This is a genomic window from Halomonas sp. YLB-10 (assembly GCF_003856855.1).
GTDB lineage: Bacteria > Pseudomonadota > Gammaproteobacteria > Pseudomonadales > Halomonadaceae > Halomonas > Halomonas litopenaei.
Window position 1 is genome coordinate 173,652 of sequence record NZ_RRCU01000009.1, and the last position, 16,328, is coordinate 189,979.

Consider the following 16,328-nt stretch of genomic DNA (forward strand, 5'->3'; position numbering starts at 1 on the left):
GCAGTCCGCACTATTGCGGTGCGGAAAAGGGGAATTTGAGGCGGCGAGGACCTCTTCGCTATGCTGAAACACTGCGGTGTTCGAAACACCACATTCTCGGGGCGGGATGGCCCCGGCCATGGTTCAAGGAGGTACTCATGAAAGAAGAGACACTGTGGTCCATCGTGGGATCCGCGGCCGCGGTGGGGGCCAGCGTGATGTCACGCAAGGCCGCCAAGCGTGCCTATCAAAAGGTATCGGACAAGGAACCGCCGGAAAATCCGGATCGCGACGACGTCGAGTGGCGCGAGGCGATCCTGTGGGGAGCCGCCACCGGCGTGATGGTCGGCGTGGCCCGCGTAGTGGGCCGTAGCGCCGGGCGCAAGGCGCTGGACAAGACCCGCAAGGGCGGGCGTTCTGCCAGGCTGCTGCCCGGCAAGCGTTGATCACAGTACAGGAAGGGGCGTCGCCCACCGCCCCTTCCTGGGTCAACCCGCCATGCCCTTGAGCACCTGGGCCGCGATGTGACCTGCTTCGCTGTGGTCGGGGACCGCCATGAAGGTGCTCTGGGAATAGGCGGGGTCGGGATAGCGGTAGAAGCCTTCGCCACTGGGCAGACCGAGCTTTCCGTTGGCAAGGAAATGTTGATGGAGGAAGTCGGCGTTGGCCCGCATTTCGTCGTTGTCGTCGACCTCGCCCCAGTGGTGGCTGACGTCGAAGCACGTCTTCATGCCGATGATGTCCATCATGCCGCAGGGCCCCGCTGCAGAGCTCCACATCTTCATGAAGGTGCGGTCGATCATCTCGGCGCTGCCGATGCCCTCACGCAGCAGGGTCAGGGAAGCTGTCAGCAGTGGCACCAGCCAGCTGTTGATCAGATAGCCGTTGCGCGGCTTTTCGACCGGAATGGGGATCATGCCGATGTCGATGGCGAAGCGCGTAACCGACTCCAGGGTAGTGCGTGATGTGCGTGGGTGAGCCATCACCTCGGCCACATTCATGATCCACACCAGGTTGGCGAAGTGCAGCGCGCAGTAGCGCTCCGGGCGTCCGCTGTCATCGGCGAAGTCGGCGGGCAGCAGGGTCGAGGAGTTGGTTGCCACCAGGGTCTCGGGGCCGAGCAGCGGTGCCATGGTCCGGTACAGCTGGCGCTTGATCTCGGGATCCTCGGGTACGGCTTCGATCACCAGTTCGGCGTCGGCCACCGCTTCGGCCAGGTCGCTGGTGTAGGCGAGCCGCGCGCGGGTGGCGGCGATGGCTTCGGGCTTGGCGCCCACGTCGGCCTGATAGATGCCGGCGTAGTGGTCATGGCTTGCGCGGCAGCGCTCCAGCGCCGTGTCGTCGATGTCATAGACGATGACACTCTTGCCCTTGAAGGCGCTGTGCCAGGCGATCTGGCCACCCAGGACGCCGCCACCCAGCACGCACAGCCTGTGTGGTCCATTTTCGAGAGAAGAGGAAAGGCTCGGGGTCATGTTCAGTTTCCGTGCTGGATCAGAATCTTGGCGTGCTCACCGGGATGGCGAAGCGTCTCGAAGGCCGCAGGGACCCCGTCGAGGGTGACGCGGTCGGTGATCAAGGGGGCGGCATCGAGGCGGCCGTCGGCGAGGTCGGTGAGGGTGGCAGCGAACTCCTCGGGGCGGTAGCCGAACGAGAAGCTGAGGTCCAGCTCCTTGCCAATACCGACGATCGGCTCGATCTGGTCGGTCTGCATGCAGACGCCGACCACCACCAGCCGACTTCTTGGTGGCAGGTCGAGCATGGTCCGGGCGATCAGACCGGGCACGCCGACACACTCGAAGGCCACGCAAGGCCTGGGCTGAGCGCCGATCGACAGCATTGCCATGGGGCCGTACATGTCGAAGCCCTGTGGCGCTTCTGCGGCCTCGAGCCAGCAATCGAAGGGGGCACGTTCGGCCGGATCGACAACGATATCGGCACCCAGGCACTCGGCCAGTTGGCGCCGATGGGGGGAGAAGTCGGTGGCCACCACCGGGCCAAAGCCGGCCGCCTTCAGTGCCATCACCACCGACAGGCCGACCGGACCGCAGCCGATCACGATCGGCACCTCGCCTCCGGCGAGCCGGGCTCTGGCGACGGCGTGGCGGCCGATGGCCAGTGGCTCGGTCAGTGCCGCCAGTTCGCTGGGCAAATCGCCGGGCACCTCCAGCAGACTGTGTTCCTGAAGGCGCATCAGCTCACCGAAGCCGCCGGGGTAGGCGTTGGCATAGCCGATGTGATGAAAGCCTTGGGCGTTGACCGCGTAGGGCACCGAGCAGACGCGGGTTCCGGCCTTGTATCGCTTGTCGCAGCCGGGGCCGTGGTCGAGGATCTCGGCACAGAATTCGTGGCCGAAGACCACGCCCTGGTCCGGTTCGAAGGCCACCGGAACGCGGCCCTTGCGAAGCCCCGCCAGCGCATCGTGACAGTGATCTGCCATGTGCAGATCGCTGCCGCAGATACCGCAGGCCAGGGTCTTGACCAGCACTTCTCCCGCTTCCGGCGTCGGGTCGGGCAGTGACTCGAGGCCGAGTCGCTCGTTGCGCAGGACGATCGCGCGCATGGGGAATCTCCTTGGCGTCGATGACGGGCCCCGCGGCACCTGCCTGGCGGGACACATACCGAGCGCAATTGTTGTAGGGAGTCTTGTCGATTGACGCCGCGTGGAGGCGTGATCTTGGCGGGCTAGCGCGGCGCGTCGGTGTGGTGCGGCGCGTCGGTGTAGTGCGGTTGGGGAGGCGTGACATAGCGCGCCGGGTCGAGGCCACGCTCGGTGATCAGCGCATCGATGAGCCCCATGATGCTGCTGGCGTCCATCAGCCCCAGATAGTTGCCTTGCTGATCGAAGTTGACGTTGGCGCCCTCGACGACCATGAAGGTGTCGGTGATCCCGTCATTGTCGGCGGGAGTGGCGAAGGTATGGATGGAGCCGCCGGGCTCGTACAGGTAGCAGCCGGCGGTCTGGGGTTGATCGGGATACTCGAGATAGTGCCAGCGTCCCGACAGGGTGAAGAAGTGCACCGTACCGGTGTGGTAGTGCTTGGGCAGCACCACACCGGGTTTGAACTTCACCCGCAGCACCCAGACGCCGTTGTGCGGGTCGAGAAACAGCGGCTGGACGTCGACGCCGGGGATGCCTGGCAGCGCGTCTTCATAGATGGGGAGTTCCTGGGTATCCAGGGTCAACAGGGCATCATGGGTCGAAATCTGGAAAGGAAATGGCATCTTGTTGTCGCTCTTGTCGTGGATGGATCAAAGAAACGTCTTCGAAGCATCATCCTCGTCTGCAAGACATCCTCCGATTTGACATTTGATGACAAGGATTTGACCTTGCACGACACTCAGGGCTAGACCTTAGATGGAGAGGGCCAGGCCAAGCGCGCTGGAGGCAAGAGCCCCAGGATCAACCGCCTCGAAAACGATGAACCGCTTCGAAAATTGAAGAGAGAATCAGCATCCGAGCAACGTAGGTGGTAAGGAAGTCAGGCTGAGGGAGAGAGCATGGCCGACTATTCGCGAGCGTCGTCACTGCACGGTTTCGCCAACTTCGCGCGCCAGCAGGGCATCGACCCCGAGGCCCAGCTTGCCAGGGTGGGACTATCGCTCTCGTTGCTGGAGTCGCCGGAAAGCATCATCGAGTTCTCGAGTCTGGCGATGCTGCTCGAAAACTGTGCCGAAGCATCCGGAGATTCGCTGTTCGGCCTGAAGTTCGGCCAGTACCAGGGAGTCGATATCTTCGGACCCTTGCTCTACCTGATTCAGAATGCCGCTACGGTCGGCCTGGCGCTGGAGGCGCTGGCACATCACTTTTCCGCCCACTCGAGCAGTGCGGTCATCGACATCGAACGTGGCCCCCGCCAGGCCTTTCTCAGCTACACCATGGTGGGGGGCGGGGCGGCTCCCGGTCGCCAGATCAGCGAGTTGCCGGTAGGCGTCGGCCAGCGCCTGCTGTCGTTGCTGCTGGGGCCGCAGTGGCGTCCCAGGGCCATCTATCTGGCGACGTCCCCCAGCGTGCCTGCGCTCCTGTATCAACGTTTGCTGGGGGTGGTGCCGACCTTCAACAGCCCTTCCGATGGCTGGCTGCTGGAATGTTCCGACCTCGAGCGTCCTCTGGTGACCGCCGACGGACGTCTGCATCGCTTGATGGAGCAGTATCTGACCTATCGGCCGGAACAACTCCCTCAAGATCTGGTCGATGAAGTGTCGTGGCAAATCCGTCAGCAGCTGGGGCAGGGGGGCGCTGGACTCGATGACATCGCCAGGCGACTGGCGCTGAACCCGAGAACGCTGCAGCGACGTCTGGCCACCAGGGGGCGATGTTTCCAGGATCTGGTCGATGAGGTCCGCAGGCAGTTGGCGATTCATTATCTTCGGGAAACGTCGCTGCCGTTGACCGATATCGCGAATCTGCTGGGCTACTCCGAGTTGAGCGCGCTGACGCGAGGTTGTCGCCGCTGGTTTGGGGTTGCGCCGAGTCGCTGGCGCCAGCACCAGCGGCGGAGATCGAACGGCGCAGGTTAGGCGCTGGTCTTCGAGTCGGCAGCCCGGGTGGTGGGCGCGAGGCGATTGCGCTGAAGTGCGCTTAGGTTATCGCTTCAGCACAGCTGCAGCCGGGTGTGGTCCGAAGGATGTGTTTCACTCTCCATGGGGACGGCCCGTGTACCCCTGATGTGGCCATGCCAAGGGGCGCCCAGGTCTTGGTGGACACTAGACTTGTTGCTGCTGACATCACTGTCATCAAGGTTGCCATCAAGAGAGCTATCACCATGAGCGAAGGAGAGGCGCGACGATGACGCCGCTATGGAAGGCATATCGGTTTACGCGCCGCGAGCAGCATGCCGCGGAAGCGGCCAGATCACGGGAGTCGCTGATCCAGATCCTGGATCGCGCCCGGGACGAGGACGTGTCGCTCAATCCGCGTCCTTCCTCCACGATTCTGGCGCTGGGGCTTCTCTGCCTGTTGCTGGGCACGCTCGGCTTTATCATCACCCTGGCGGGAGGGCTCTCCTGGCCGTGGCTGATTCCGCTGGCGCTGGTCGGGGCTGCCTTGCTGGGTTTCGACTGGCACGCCACCGAGCGGGTGGCCGCCTTCCTGCGACTGTTGGTGCGGCGTGCGGCGGAGCTCGACTTTCGACTGGCCGAGCCCGATGTCGATCTTGATGCGATGCTGACGACGCTCCGGCGAAAGATCACCGACTTTCAGCGTACCTATGCGGACAATGGTGAGCTTGAGTACTGCCGCAGGGCGGCCGATGAGCGCGTCGGTGGCGAATACTGGGTCTATCGCTTCGCCTATGACGAGGGCATGGACAAGGACCGCCGGACCTACCATCGCAACGGCCTGATCTGCGATCTCTTCGAGGTGGCGGCGGTGGATCTTTGCAACCCGCGAGAGGGCAAGTGGCGACTGTTGCACCACGGTTCCACCGGCGAACGCTGGGGAGAGGGCGCCTTTTCTCGCTATTTCGTCGCCTGCACGGCGGAACATGACGCCCTGGCGGCGTTTCTTACCGATGATGTCGTTGACTGTCTCGTGCGTCTTGCCCGCAGTTATCCGGAACTGAACGTTCAGGTCACCCGGGATCATCTGCTGTGTCTGACCTGGTCCGGCGAAGACCCCTACGCGCGGTTATTCGAGCCTGTCTCGGTGGCGCCTGCTGCGCGGCGGGCACCCTTTACCTCGAGCCAGGCGCCGGGGGAAGACCCCGATGAGGTCTATCGGGCGCTTGAAAGGCGACTGCGTGCTCCGCGCCATCTCACCGCGCTGGAGCCGCTGCTCAATGCCATCGAGGACATTCGCGCCGAGCTACCGGTGTCCTCGGCCCGCACGGAGGCCAATATTCCGTTGCGGCGACGGCTGGAAGAGTCTACCTGCTGACACCTGACGAGCGGTTTGGTGTTGTACCAGCGGCGCACAACGAAACGCCCCAAGCCTTGCCGGCATGGGGCGTTTTGCGTTACCGCTGCGGGAACCTGATCGACGCTTACTTCACCTTTGGATCAAGTTCACCTCGGGCGTAGCGCTCGAACATGCCTTCCAGGCTGATCGGCTTGATCCTGCTGGCGTTGCCGGCGGTGCCGAAGGCTTCGTAGCGGGCGATGCAGATGTCCTTCATGGCGCTGACGGTAAGCTTGAGGAACTTGCGCGGGTCGAACTCTGCCGGGTTCTCGGCCAGGAAGCGACGTACCGCACCGGTCGAGGCCAGACGCAGGTCGGTGTCGATGTTGACCTTGCGCACGCCGTGCTTGATGCCCTCGACGATTTCTTCCACCGGGACGCCGTAGGTCTCGGGGATGGCACCACCGTTGGCGTTGATCACCTCGAGCCACTCCTGGGGCACGCTGGAGGAGCCGTGCATGACCAGGTGGGTGTCCGGGATGCGCTCGTGGATTTCCTTGATACGCTGGATCGACAGGGTGTCGCCGGTGGGCGGACGGGTGAACTTGTAGGCGCCGTGGCTGGTGCCGATGGCGATGGCCAGGGCGTCGACGCCGGTGGCCTTGACGAAGTCGGCGGCCTCTTCCGGGTCGGTCAGCAGCTGGTCGTGGCTCAGCTTGCCCTCGGCGCCGATGCCGTCTTCCTCACCGGCCATGCCGGTTTCCAGGCTGCCCAGGCAGCCGAGCTCACCTTCTACCGAGACGCCACAGGCGTGGGCCATCTCGACGGTGCGGCGGGTGACGTCGACGTTGTAGTCGTAGTCTGCCGGAGTCTTGCCGTCCTCGCCCAGGGAGCCGTCCATCATCACCGAGGAGAAGCCGAGCTGGATCGAGCGCTGGCACACAGCGGGGCTGGTGCCGTGGTCCTGGTGCATGACCACCGGAATATGCGGAAACTCTTCCACGGCGGCCAGGATCAGGTGGCGCAGGAAGGGGGCGCCGGCGTATTTACGGGCGCCGGCGGAGGCCTGCAGAATCACCGGGGAATCGGTGGCGTCCGCGGCTTCCATGATGGCGCGAACCTGCTCGAGGTTATTGACGTTGAAGGCCGGCACGCCGTAGCCATGTTCGGCGGCGTGGTCCAGCAATTGGCGCATACTGACGAGTGCCATGGAGGTACCTGATTCTTGAAGAGGTCGAGAGCGCGATGCTGTCGCGCCCATGTCGCTTGGGTTGTCAAAGGGCCGGCGATGGCCGGCCCCGGGGCTTAGGCTTGGTAGAAAGCACCGGCGAGCGCCGCTGCTTTTTCGGCAAACCTCAGCGAGCGGCCGCCTCGAGGGCGCTGACCGCCGGCAGTTCCTTGCCCTCGACGTACTCGAGGAAGGCGCCGCCTCCGGTGGAGATGTAGGACACCTGCTCGGCGATGCCGTACTTGTCGATGGCTGCCAGGGTGTCACCGCCGCCGGCGATGGAGAAGCCGTCGCTTTCGGCGATGGCCTTGGACAGGGCCTCGGTGCCGCCACCGAACTGGTCGATCTCGAACACCCCGACGGGGCCGTTCCACAGGATGGTGCCGGCGCTCTTGAGCATGTCGCCCAGGCGGGCGGCGGTATCCGGGCCGATGTCGAGGATCATTTCGTTGTCGGCGACCTGGTCCACCGGCTTGGTGACGGCTTCGGCGGAGTCGGAGAACTCGGTGGCCACGACCACATCGGTGGGCAGCGGAATCTCGACCCTGGCCATCAGCGCCTTGGCCTTGTCCACCAGGTCGGCCTCGTAAAGCGACTTGCCGACGTTGTGACCCGCCGCGGCGATGAAGGTGTTGGCGATACCGCCGCCGACGATCAGCTGGTCGCACTTCTCGGACAGGGCGTTGAGCACCTCGAGCTTGGTCGAGACCTTGGAGCCGCCGACGATGGCGGTCATCGGGCGCCTGGGAGTCGCCAGCGCCTTTTCCAGGGCATCGAGTTCGGCGGCCAGCAAGGGGCCCGCGCAGGCGGTCGGTGCGAAGCGGGCCACCCCGTGGGTTGAGGCCTGGGCACGGTGGGCGGTACCGAAGGCGTCCATCACAAAGACGTCACACAGCTCGGCGTAGCGCTTGGCCAGGGCTTCGTCGTCCTTCTTCTCGCCCTGGTTGAAGCGCACGTTCTCGAGCAGTACCACGTCGCCGTCTTCCAGGCTCGGTTCCTGCTCGAGATAGTCGGTCACCAGGCGCACGGGGCAGTCCAGCAGGTCACCGAGGTAGGCCGCCACCGGTGCCAGGGTGAACTCATCGGCGGGCTCTCCTTCGGTGGGGCGGCCCAGGTGGCTCATCAGCAGCACCTTGGCACCTGCGTCGCGAGCTGCCTTGATGGTCGGCAAGCTGGCGCGCAGACGGGCATCGCTGGTCACCTGGCCGTGTTTGACAGGTACGTTGAGGTCTTCGCGAATCAGTACCCGCTGACCCTTGAGGTCGAGATCGGTCATCTTGCGCACGTTCATGTCGGCAGATCCTCGTCTGGAAAGTCTGAGGGAGACAGCGAATGGCAACGGCTGGTCAGTGGAAGTGTCATCGCTCGGGAACCCGGGGAAGGCTGGCGAGGCGCCCGGCCACGTCCAGCATGCGGTTGGCGAAGCCCCATTCGTTGTCGAACCAGCAAAGCAGCTTGAGCAGGCGGCCACCGGCCACCCGCGTCTGAGTGGCGTCTACGATACCGGAGCGGGGATCGTGGTTGAAGTCGATGGACGCCATGGGCTCCTCGGTATACCCCAGCAGGTCAGGAAGCCGTGACTCGCTGGCCTCGCGCAGCAGTCGATTGACCTCGCTGGCCGAGGTATCGCGCTTGACGCAGATGGACATGTCCATGGCCGAGACGTTGATCGTCGGCACCCGTACATGGAGGCACTCGAAGCGCTCCGCCAGGTGCGGCATCAGGCGATTGATGCCTCGGGCCAGGCCGGTGTCCACCGGCACGATGGATTGCATCGCCGAGCGGGTCAGGCGCAGATCGGTCTGGTGGTAGGCATCGATCACCGGCTGGTCGTTCATGGCCGAGTGAATGGTCGTGGTCACACCGTGCTCGATGCCCAGCGCCTCGTCGAGCACGGTCAGGATCGGCACCAGGCAGTTGGTGGTGCAGGACGCTGCCGAGACCACCCGGACGTCGGGCGTCAGGTCGTCGTCATTGATGCCGCTGACGATGGTGGCGTCGACGTCGCTTTCTGCCGGCTGGGAGAACAACAGCCGGCCGGCCCCTGCCGCGAGATGGCGCTCGGCGGTGGCGCGATCCTTGAAGCTGCCGGAGCACTCCAGCACCAGGTCGATGCCGAGTGACCGCCAGGGCAGAAGGTCAGGGTCCTCTTCGGACAGCACCCGGATCGCATGCCCGTTGATGATCAGGTGGCCGTCGCTGCTTTCCACCCGGCCGGGGAAGCGCCCGTGGGTGGTGTCGTAGCGAGTCAGGTAGGTAATGGTATCGAGTCCCGAGAGCTCATTGATCGCCACCACCTCGAAGCTGGGGTCGTTGCGTTCGATGAGGGCTCGCAGGACGCACTGGCCGATGCGGCCGTAGCCATTGATGGCAATACGCTGGGCCATGGGGCTCGATACTCTCCACGGAGGGATGGACACAGGCGCGAAAGTCTATCTCAAATCGCCCCGCGCGTCGCGGCTCCAGCGGCGTCACACTGGGCATAAAACCGCGCAGGTAGCATAAAAATAAAGCTGAATCGGTTCAGCCGAGCATGCCGGCCAGGCGCCAGGCCAGCGGCATCATCAGTGCCGTCAGCACCCCGGTCAGCGTCATGCCGAGAGAAGCGAAGGCACCGGCGGTGGGGCCCAGCTCGAAGGCGCGCACAGTACCGATGGCGTGGCCGTTGATGCCCAGTGCCAGCCCCAGCAGGCGCTGATCGGTGATCTTCAAGAGCCGGCCGAACAGGCTGACGCAGGCGGTGGCCGCGACGCCGGTGATCAACAATCCCCCCATCAGGATCGGCACGGAGCCGCCCAGGCGCTCGGTGATGCCCATGGCGATGGGAGCGGTCACCGATTTGGGTGCCAGCGAGGCCAGCAGTTCCGGCGGCGCCCCCAGTGCCCAGGCGATCAGCAACGCATAGCAGGCGGCCAGCACCGTCGACACCGGTAGGCAGACCAGCAGCGGCCTCCACAGCGCGCGTATGTGGTGCATCTGCTGGTAGAGCGGTACCGCCAGGGCCACCGTGGCCGGGCCCAGCAACAGCATCAGCCACTGGGCGCCCTGGCGATAGTCGACGTAGGCGATGCCGGCCGCCTTGAGCGTCGCGGCGAGCAGCAACGAGGCCAGCAGTACCGGCGGGCACCAGCCGGGAGAGCCGAGCCGCCGAAACAGCGCCATGCCGGCCAAGTAGGCGCCGATGGACAGGGCGATGGCCAGCATTGGGGTATCGAGGTGATCGACCACGGCGAGGTTCATGAGGTCTTTCCTTGGGCGGTGGTGGTCGCCTCGGAGGGCGTCGCCGGCAGCAGGCGGCGCATCAGCCACAGGGTGCTGGCAACGCTCAGCAGGGTGCCCAGGGTCAGCGCCAGCCCTACGGCGAGCCAGTGCCCCGAGATCTGGTCGAGCACCCAGAACACCCCGACCACGCCGGGCATGATCAGCATCGCCAGCAGCATGATCAGCGGCTGTGCCGCCGCTGCCACGTCTTCGTGCATGCGGCCTCGTAGTACGAAGACACCAGTCAATAGCATCAGTCCGACGACGCCGGGGGACAGCGGCAGTTCACCCAGGCTGACCACCAGGTCGCCGACCAGCCACAGCAGCGAAAGCCATAAAAAGCCTCGTAACACGGACATTGCAATCCTCTTGGGTCATTGTCACTGGCCGGGGCCAGGGGAATTGAGCCATTGTGCCGACTCATGGTGCCTTGGTCAGCAGGGGCTCTCGTTGCAGCGCGTCATCCGCTACCCTGTGTAGACTGACTATTCGCCTACCGCCCGACTGGGTCGGGCATGACAGGGAGATTGATGATGAGTGATATTGCCAGCTGGCTGGGTGCCGAGGCAGAGGACCTTTTGACTCATGAATGTCGCGGTATCGCCAAGGAGCAACTCCACCTGCCGGGATCGGACTTCGTCGACCGGGTGATGATGGACTCCGACCGCTCGCCGGCGGTGCTGCGCAGCATGCAGACGATGTTCAACCATGGCCGTCTGGGGGGCACCGGTTACCTCAGCATCCTGCCGGTGGATCAGGGGATCGAACACTCCGCTGGCGCCTCCTTCGCACCCAACCCGATCTACTTCGATCCGGCCAACATTGTGGAGCTGGCGATCGAGGGCGGCTGCAACGCCGTGGCTTCTACCCTGGGTGGCCTGTCGTCGGTGGCGCGCCGCTATGCCCACCGCATCCCGATGATGCTCAAGTTGAACCACAACGAGACGCTGACCTATCCGGCGATCTACGATCAGACCCTGTTCGCCGAGGTCGACCAGGCCTTCGACATGGGGTGCGTCGCCGTGGGTGCGACCATCTACTTCGGTTCCCCCGAGAGCCGTCGCCAGATCGAAGAGATCAGCGCGGCCTTCGAGCGCGCCCACGAGCTGGGCATGGTGACGGTGCTGTGGGCCTATCTGCGTAACCCGGCCTTCAAGCATGAGGGCACCGACTATCATGTGGCCTCCGACCTCACCAGTCAGGCGGTCCACCTGGCGGCGACGCTCAAGGCGGACATCGTCAAGCAGAAGCTGCCCGAGAACAACGATGGCTATCGCACCATCGGCTTCGGCAACACCCACGAGAAGGTCTACAGCGAGTTGACCAGCGATCACCCGATCGATCTGGCCCGCTATCAGGTGGCCAACGCCTACATGGGCCGTGCCGGGCTGATCAACTCCGGCGGTGCCTCCACCGGAGAAGGCGATCTGACCCAGGCGGTGCGTACCGCGGTGATCAACAAGCGGGCCGGTGGCATGGGCCTGATCTCCGGTCGCAAGGCCTTCCAGAAGCCGATGCGTGACGGGGTAAGCCTGCTCAACGCCATTCAGGACGTCTATCTGGCGCCGGATGTCACCATCGCCTGATCCAAGCCTGCCTCAACAACCGCGCAGGATAGAGGATCAGACCGCCTAGGCCGACCATCAAGGTCGCTAGATACAGCAGGGGCACGGCGTAAGCCGTGCCCCTGCTCGTTTCTGCTGGTCACGCTTTCGGTCGCAACAGGCCGGGCGTGCCGGCCCGCGCTGGACTTAACCCAGCAGCGCCTTGGCGCGTTCCACCAGGTTGTCCACGGTGAAACCGAAGTGCTTGAACAGGTCGCCCGCCGGGGCCGACTCGCCAAAGCTGGACATGCCGATGGTGTCGCCGTCGAGGCCCACGTACTTGCTCCAGTAGTCGCGATGGCCTGCCTCGATGGCCAGACGGGCGCGAACACTGCGCGGCAGGACGGACTCACGGTAGTCGGCGTCCTGGCTGTCGAAGACGTCGGTGGCCGGCATCGATACCACGCGCACCTGCTTGCCTTCGGCTTCCAGGGTTTCGGCGGCCTGCATGGCCAGTGTCACCTCGGAGCCGGTGGCGATCAGGATCAGCTCAGGGGTGCCTTCGCTGTCCTTGAGTACGTAGCCACCACGCTGGATGTTGGCCAGCTGGCTCTTGTTGCGCTCTTGGTGGGGCAGGCCCTGACGGGACAGTACCAGCGCGGTGGGGCCGGCGCTGCGCTTGACCGCGTGGGCCCAGGCGGCAGCGGTCTCGACCGCATCGCAGGGGCGCCAGGTGCACAGGTTCGGGGTGGTACGCAGACTGGTCAGCTGCTCGATCGGCTGGTGGGTCGGGCCGTCCTCGCCCAGACCGATGGAGTCATGGGTGTAGACGAAGATGGCGCGCTGGTTCATCAGCGCCGCCATGCGCACGGCGTTGCGCATGTATTCCATGAAGATCAGGAAGGTGGCGCCGTAGGGCACGAAGCCGCCGTGCAGGGCGATACCGTTCATGATGGCGCCCATGCCGAACTCGCGTACCCCGTAGTGCAGGTAGTTGCCGCCGGCTGCTTCGGCGCTGATGGCCTCGGCACCCTTCCAGAAGGTCAGGTTGGAAGGCGCCAGGTCGGCGCTGCCACCCAGCAGCTCCGGCAGCTGTGGGCCGAGCTCGTTGAGGCAGTTCAGCGAGGCCTTGCGTGAGGCCACGGACTCGCCCTTCTGCTGGGCGGCCTCGACCAGCGCTTCGCTGTTGAGCTCGCTCGGCAATTCACCCTTCTGGCGACGCAGGAATTCGCGGGCCAGCTCCGGGTGCTCCTGCTGGTAGCGCTCGAAGCGAGCCTGCCAGTCAGCCTGGTGCTTCTGGCCACGCTCGCAGGCGTCCCAGCCCTGGTAGATATCCTCGGGGATATGGAAGGGCGCGTGGGGCCAGTCGAGTTGCTTGCGCGCCGCTGCGACTTCCTCTTCGCCGAGTGCCGCGCCGTGGCATTCTTCCTTGCCCTGCTTGTTGGGGGCGCCGAAGCCGATGACGGTCTTGCAGATGATCAGGGTCGGGCGATCCTGCTGGGTGCGGGCCATCTCGATGGCGGCTTTGATCTCCTCGGGCTTGTGCCCGTCCACCGCCGGTACCACGTGCCAGCCGTAGGCTTCGAAGCGCTTGGCGGTATCGTCGGTGAACCAGCCTTCGACCTCGCCGTCGATGGAGATGCCGTTGTCATCGTAGAAGGCGATCAGCTTGCCGAGCTGGTGGGTGCCGGCAAGCGAGGCGACCTCATGGGAGATGCCTTCCATCAGGCAGCCGTCGCCGAGGAAGCAGTAGGTGTAGTGGTCGACGATCTCGTGGCCCGGGCGGTTGAACTGACCCGCCAGGGTGCGCTCTGCCATGGCCATGCCGACGGCGTTGGCCAGGCCCTGGCCGAGGGGGCCGGTGGTGGTCTCGACGCCGGGAGCGTAGCCGTACTCGGGGTGACCAGCGGTCTTGGCGTGGAGCTGGCGGAAGTTCTGCAGTTCTTCCAGACCCAGGTCGTAGCCTGACAGGTGCAGCAGGGAGTACAGCAGCATGGAGCCGTGGCCGTTGGACAGCACGAAACGGTCGCGATCGGCCCACTTGGGATCGTCAGGGTTGTGAACGAGGTAGTCGTTCCACAGCACCTCGGCGATATCGGCCATACCCATCGGGGCTCCGGGGTGGCCGGAGTTGGCCTTCTGGACGGCATCCATGGAAAGGGCGCGAATGGCGTTGGCCAGTTCGAAACGGGACGGCATTGAGGGCTCCTCGCCTGGGGCAAAGTGGCAATCTGACGTTGGCCTGCCCGGTGGGGGCGGCGCAGCGGCGTCAAGGATAGGCGCCGCCTGTCGTGCCTGTGGACAACGAGGGCGGGAGGGGCGGCGCGGATCGATCGGGGACATATTGTCGCCGGAAATGACAGATCCATCAAATGCCGGGGACTTGATCCATGCCTGGCAGGGTCTGCCATGGCCCGGCCTGTCGCTAGGAACCGGACGGTCGAGCGTGTAGAATTTCGTCCCGCCAGGTCCACGCGGAATCTGCATAGTGCGATCGTCGATCACGGTCGCTCCCGTTTCCATCTTGCCAGGCCCGCCTGCCGATTATCCTACAGAGGGTCGAGGACGCCATGAGCGAATACTCCCTGTTTACCTCCGAGTCCGTGTCCGAAGGACACCCGGACAAGATTGCCGATCAGATTTCCGATGCCGTGCTCGATGCCCTGATCGCGCGGGACAAGAATGCCCGTGTGGCCTGCGAGACCCTGGTCAAGACCGGTGTCGCCATCGTGGCCGGCGAGATCACCACCTCCGCCTGGGTGGATCTCGAGGAGCTGGTGCGCAAGGTGATCATGGATATCGGCTATACCTCCTCCGACGTCGGTTTCGACGGCGAGACCTGCGGGGTGCTCAACCTGATCGGCAAGCAAAGTGTCGAAATCGCCCAGGGCGTCGATCGCGAAAAGCCCGAGGATCAGGGCGCCGGTGATCAGGGCCTGATGTTCGGCTATGCCACCAACGAAACCGACTCTTACATGCCGGCACCGATCCACTACAGCCATCGGCTGGTGGAGCGCCAGGCCGAGCTGCGTAAGCGTGGCCTGCTGCCCTGGCTGCGTCCCGATGCCAAGAGCCAGCTGACCTTCCGTTACGACGATGCCGGCAAGCCCTGCGCGGTCGATGCCGTGGTGCTGTCCACCCAGCATGATCCGGACATCGACCAGGAGCAGCTTCGCCAGATGGTCCAGCGCGAGATCATCGAGCAGGTACTGCCGGCGGAGTGGCTGTCCGACAGCACGCGTTATCACATCAACCCGACCGGCAAGTTCGTCATCGGCGGCCCGGTGGGTGACTGTGGTCTGACCGGGCGCAAGATCATCGTCGACACCTACGGCGGCATGGCGCGACATGGTGGTGGCGCCTTCTCCGGCAAGGACCCGTCCAAGGTCGACCGCAGCGCTGCCTACGCCGGCCGCTACGTGGCCAAGAACGTGGTGGCGGCGGGACTGGCCGAGCGTTGCGAGATCCAGGTGTCCTACGCCATCGGTGTCGCCGAGCCGACCTCGGTGTCGATCAACACCTTCGGCACCGGTCGTATCGATGACGAACGTATCGTCGAGCTGGTGCGCGATCACTTCGACCTGCGCCCCAATGCCATTACTCGCATGCTGGATCTGCTGCATCCCATGTATCAGCTGACCGCAGCCTACGGTCACTTTGGCCGTGAGCCCTTCGAGACCAGCTATAGCTGGACCGATACCGAAGGCGAGATCCACACCGAGACTTTTACCGCCTTCCCGTGGGAGAAGGTCGACCGGGCCGACGCTCTGCGCGCCGCCGCCGGTATCTGAGCCCTCATCCGACAGTATCGGCACGGTGTCCGCGCCTGCCGACATGACAAGGCCCGCCTGGTTCGCCAGGCGGGCCTTGTCGCATTGTGGCGGCGGGGGGGCCGCGAATGTGCGAAGAGACGTTGGCAGAGCGGTCGCAAGTCTTCTGGTGACCTGGTGGTGATTGTGCGTCTTTGCCTACCTCTTTGTCGCCGGGTTATGCGTCAAACGGCGACATCATCTCATTCCTTTTCATATCCGCGCATGCGGGCGGAGAAGCCTTTGGCTCACGGCTAATATTAGATGGAGACAGGATGCAGATGCCGCTTAGTCGGCAGCGCGGTATCGCATCAGCGCGTCATCATCTGTCAGGCAGCCAGTGATGGTCGTTGGTTCTCGGTAGTCAAAGGTTCGATGTGTCGTTGTCCATCGCCAGATCGTTGTCGAGAAACCACTGTCGAGAAACCGCTGTTCGAGAAACCATCGGCGGCCAAGTGGCCTGCACGGGAAAGTGACGCCCACGTCGCCGGACAAACGGTTAGAAAGCGGTTGGAAGGCGGCCAGAACGTGAGAATGATTAGCGATAAAAAACGCTGGCGAGCCGCCTGAAAGATGTCAGGAAAGAGGCGCTTTCGGCGACAGGCATATATGGCCTGTGTGAGTTGGACGTCGGTATATATCCATGTCCTTGGCATTTGGGGCGCTGG

General features: G+C 64.4%; 14 protein-coding genes. 5 read left to right on the forward strand and 9 right to left on the reverse strand.

The window, feature by feature from the left end; genetic code table 11:
* Positions 1–137: 137 nt before the first annotated feature.
* Complete coding sequence (locus EBB56_RS21945) at positions 138–425, forward strand: DUF4235 domain-containing protein (RefSeq protein WP_052704310.1); 288 nt, start codon at positions 138–140, stop codon at positions 423–425.
* A 42-nt stretch (positions 426–467) separates the two neighbouring features.
* Here the strand turns inward: EBB56_RS21945 and EBB56_RS19375 are convergent, their stop codons facing one another.
* The 3 genes from EBB56_RS19375 to EBB56_RS19385 all read right to left on the reverse strand — a co-directional run bounded on the left by EBB56_RS19375 (position 468) and on the right by EBB56_RS19385 (position 3,204).
* Positions 468–1,454: a 3-hydroxyacyl-CoA dehydrogenase gene (locus tag EBB56_RS19375; RefSeq protein ID WP_124805088.1), complete on the reverse strand. Its 987-nt coding sequence runs from the start codon at positions 1,452–1,454 to the stop codon at positions 468–470.
* A 2-nt stretch (positions 1,455–1,456) separates the two neighbouring features.
* Positions 1,457–2,542 (reverse strand): zinc-binding dehydrogenase, encoded by a 1,086-nt coding sequence (locus tag EBB56_RS19380; protein WP_045992253.1) that lies wholly within the window; start codon positions 2,540–2,542, stop codon positions 1,457–1,459.
* A 122-nt stretch (positions 2,543–2,664) separates the two neighbouring features.
* A complete protein-coding gene (locus tag EBB56_RS19385; protein ID WP_045992252.1) occupies positions 2,665–3,204 on the reverse strand; it encodes a 2,4'-dihydroxyacetophenone dioxygenase family protein in 540 nt (179 codons plus the stop codon).
* A gap of 276 nt (positions 3,205–3,480) precedes the next feature.
* Between EBB56_RS19385 and EBB56_RS19390 the strand changes: the two genes are divergently transcribed.
* On the forward strand, positions 3,481–4,500 hold the full coding sequence (locus EBB56_RS19390) for an AraC family transcriptional regulator (RefSeq protein ID WP_045992251.1): 1,020 nt from the start codon (positions 3,481–3,483) through the stop codon (positions 4,498–4,500).
* Positions 4,501–4,768: 268 nt separating this feature from the next.
* Complete coding sequence (locus tag EBB56_RS19395) at positions 4,769–5,857, forward strand: hypothetical protein (RefSeq protein ID WP_045992250.1); 1,089 nt, start codon at positions 4,769–4,771, stop codon at positions 5,855–5,857.
* A gap of 106 nt (positions 5,858–5,963) precedes the next feature.
* Here the strand turns inward: EBB56_RS19395 and fba are convergent, their stop codons facing one another.
* The 5 genes from fba to EBB56_RS19420 all read right to left on the reverse strand — a co-directional run bounded on the left by fba (position 5,964) and on the right by EBB56_RS19420 (position 10,666).
* On the reverse strand, positions 5,964–7,028 hold the full coding sequence (gene fba, locus EBB56_RS19400) for a class II fructose-bisphosphate aldolase (RefSeq protein WP_045992249.1): 1,065 nt from the start codon (positions 7,026–7,028) through the stop codon (positions 5,964–5,966).
* A gap of 145 nt (positions 7,029–7,173) precedes the next feature.
* Positions 7,174–8,337 (reverse strand): phosphoglycerate kinase, encoded by a 1,164-nt coding sequence (locus EBB56_RS19405; protein WP_045992248.1) that lies wholly within the window; start codon positions 8,335–8,337, stop codon positions 7,174–7,176.
* A 67-nt stretch (positions 8,338–8,404) separates the two neighbouring features.
* Positions 8,405–9,433, reverse strand: a complete 1,029-nt coding sequence (locus EBB56_RS19410; RefSeq protein ID WP_045992247.1) for a type I glyceraldehyde-3-phosphate dehydrogenase — start codon at positions 9,431–9,433, stop codon at positions 8,405–8,407.
* A 136-nt stretch (positions 9,434–9,569) separates the two neighbouring features.
* Positions 9,570–10,286 (reverse strand): LrgB family protein, encoded by a 717-nt coding sequence (locus EBB56_RS19415; RefSeq protein ID WP_045992246.1) that lies wholly within the window; start codon positions 10,284–10,286, stop codon positions 9,570–9,572.
* Entirely contained in the window at positions 10,283–10,666 is a 384-nt protein-coding gene (locus tag EBB56_RS19420; protein WP_045992245.1) for a CidA/LrgA family protein, read from the reverse strand. The genes EBB56_RS19415 and EBB56_RS19420 overlap by 4 nt, the downstream gene beginning before the upstream one ends.
* A gap of 174 nt (positions 10,667–10,840) precedes the next feature.
* Between EBB56_RS19420 and EBB56_RS19425 the strand changes: the two genes are divergently transcribed.
* Positions 10,841–11,893 (forward strand): class I fructose-bisphosphate aldolase, encoded by a 1,053-nt coding sequence (locus EBB56_RS19425; protein WP_045992244.1) that lies wholly within the window; start codon positions 10,841–10,843, stop codon positions 11,891–11,893.
* A gap of 165 nt (positions 11,894–12,058) precedes the next feature.
* On the opposite strand, the gene tkt is transcribed toward EBB56_RS19425, so the two are convergent.
* Positions 12,059–14,050, reverse strand: coding sequence for a transketolase (gene tkt / locus EBB56_RS19430; protein WP_045992243.1), 1,992 nt, complete (start codon positions 14,048–14,050; stop codon positions 12,059–12,061).
* A 371-nt stretch (positions 14,051–14,421) separates the two neighbouring features.
* Here tkt and metK point away from each other — a divergent pair, with 371 nt between their 5' ends.
* On the forward strand, positions 14,422–15,642 hold the full coding sequence (gene metK, locus EBB56_RS19435) for a methionine adenosyltransferase (protein WP_045992242.1): 1,221 nt from the start codon (positions 14,422–14,424) through the stop codon (positions 15,640–15,642).
* The last annotated feature ends 686 nt before the right edge of the window (positions 15,643–16,328 follow it).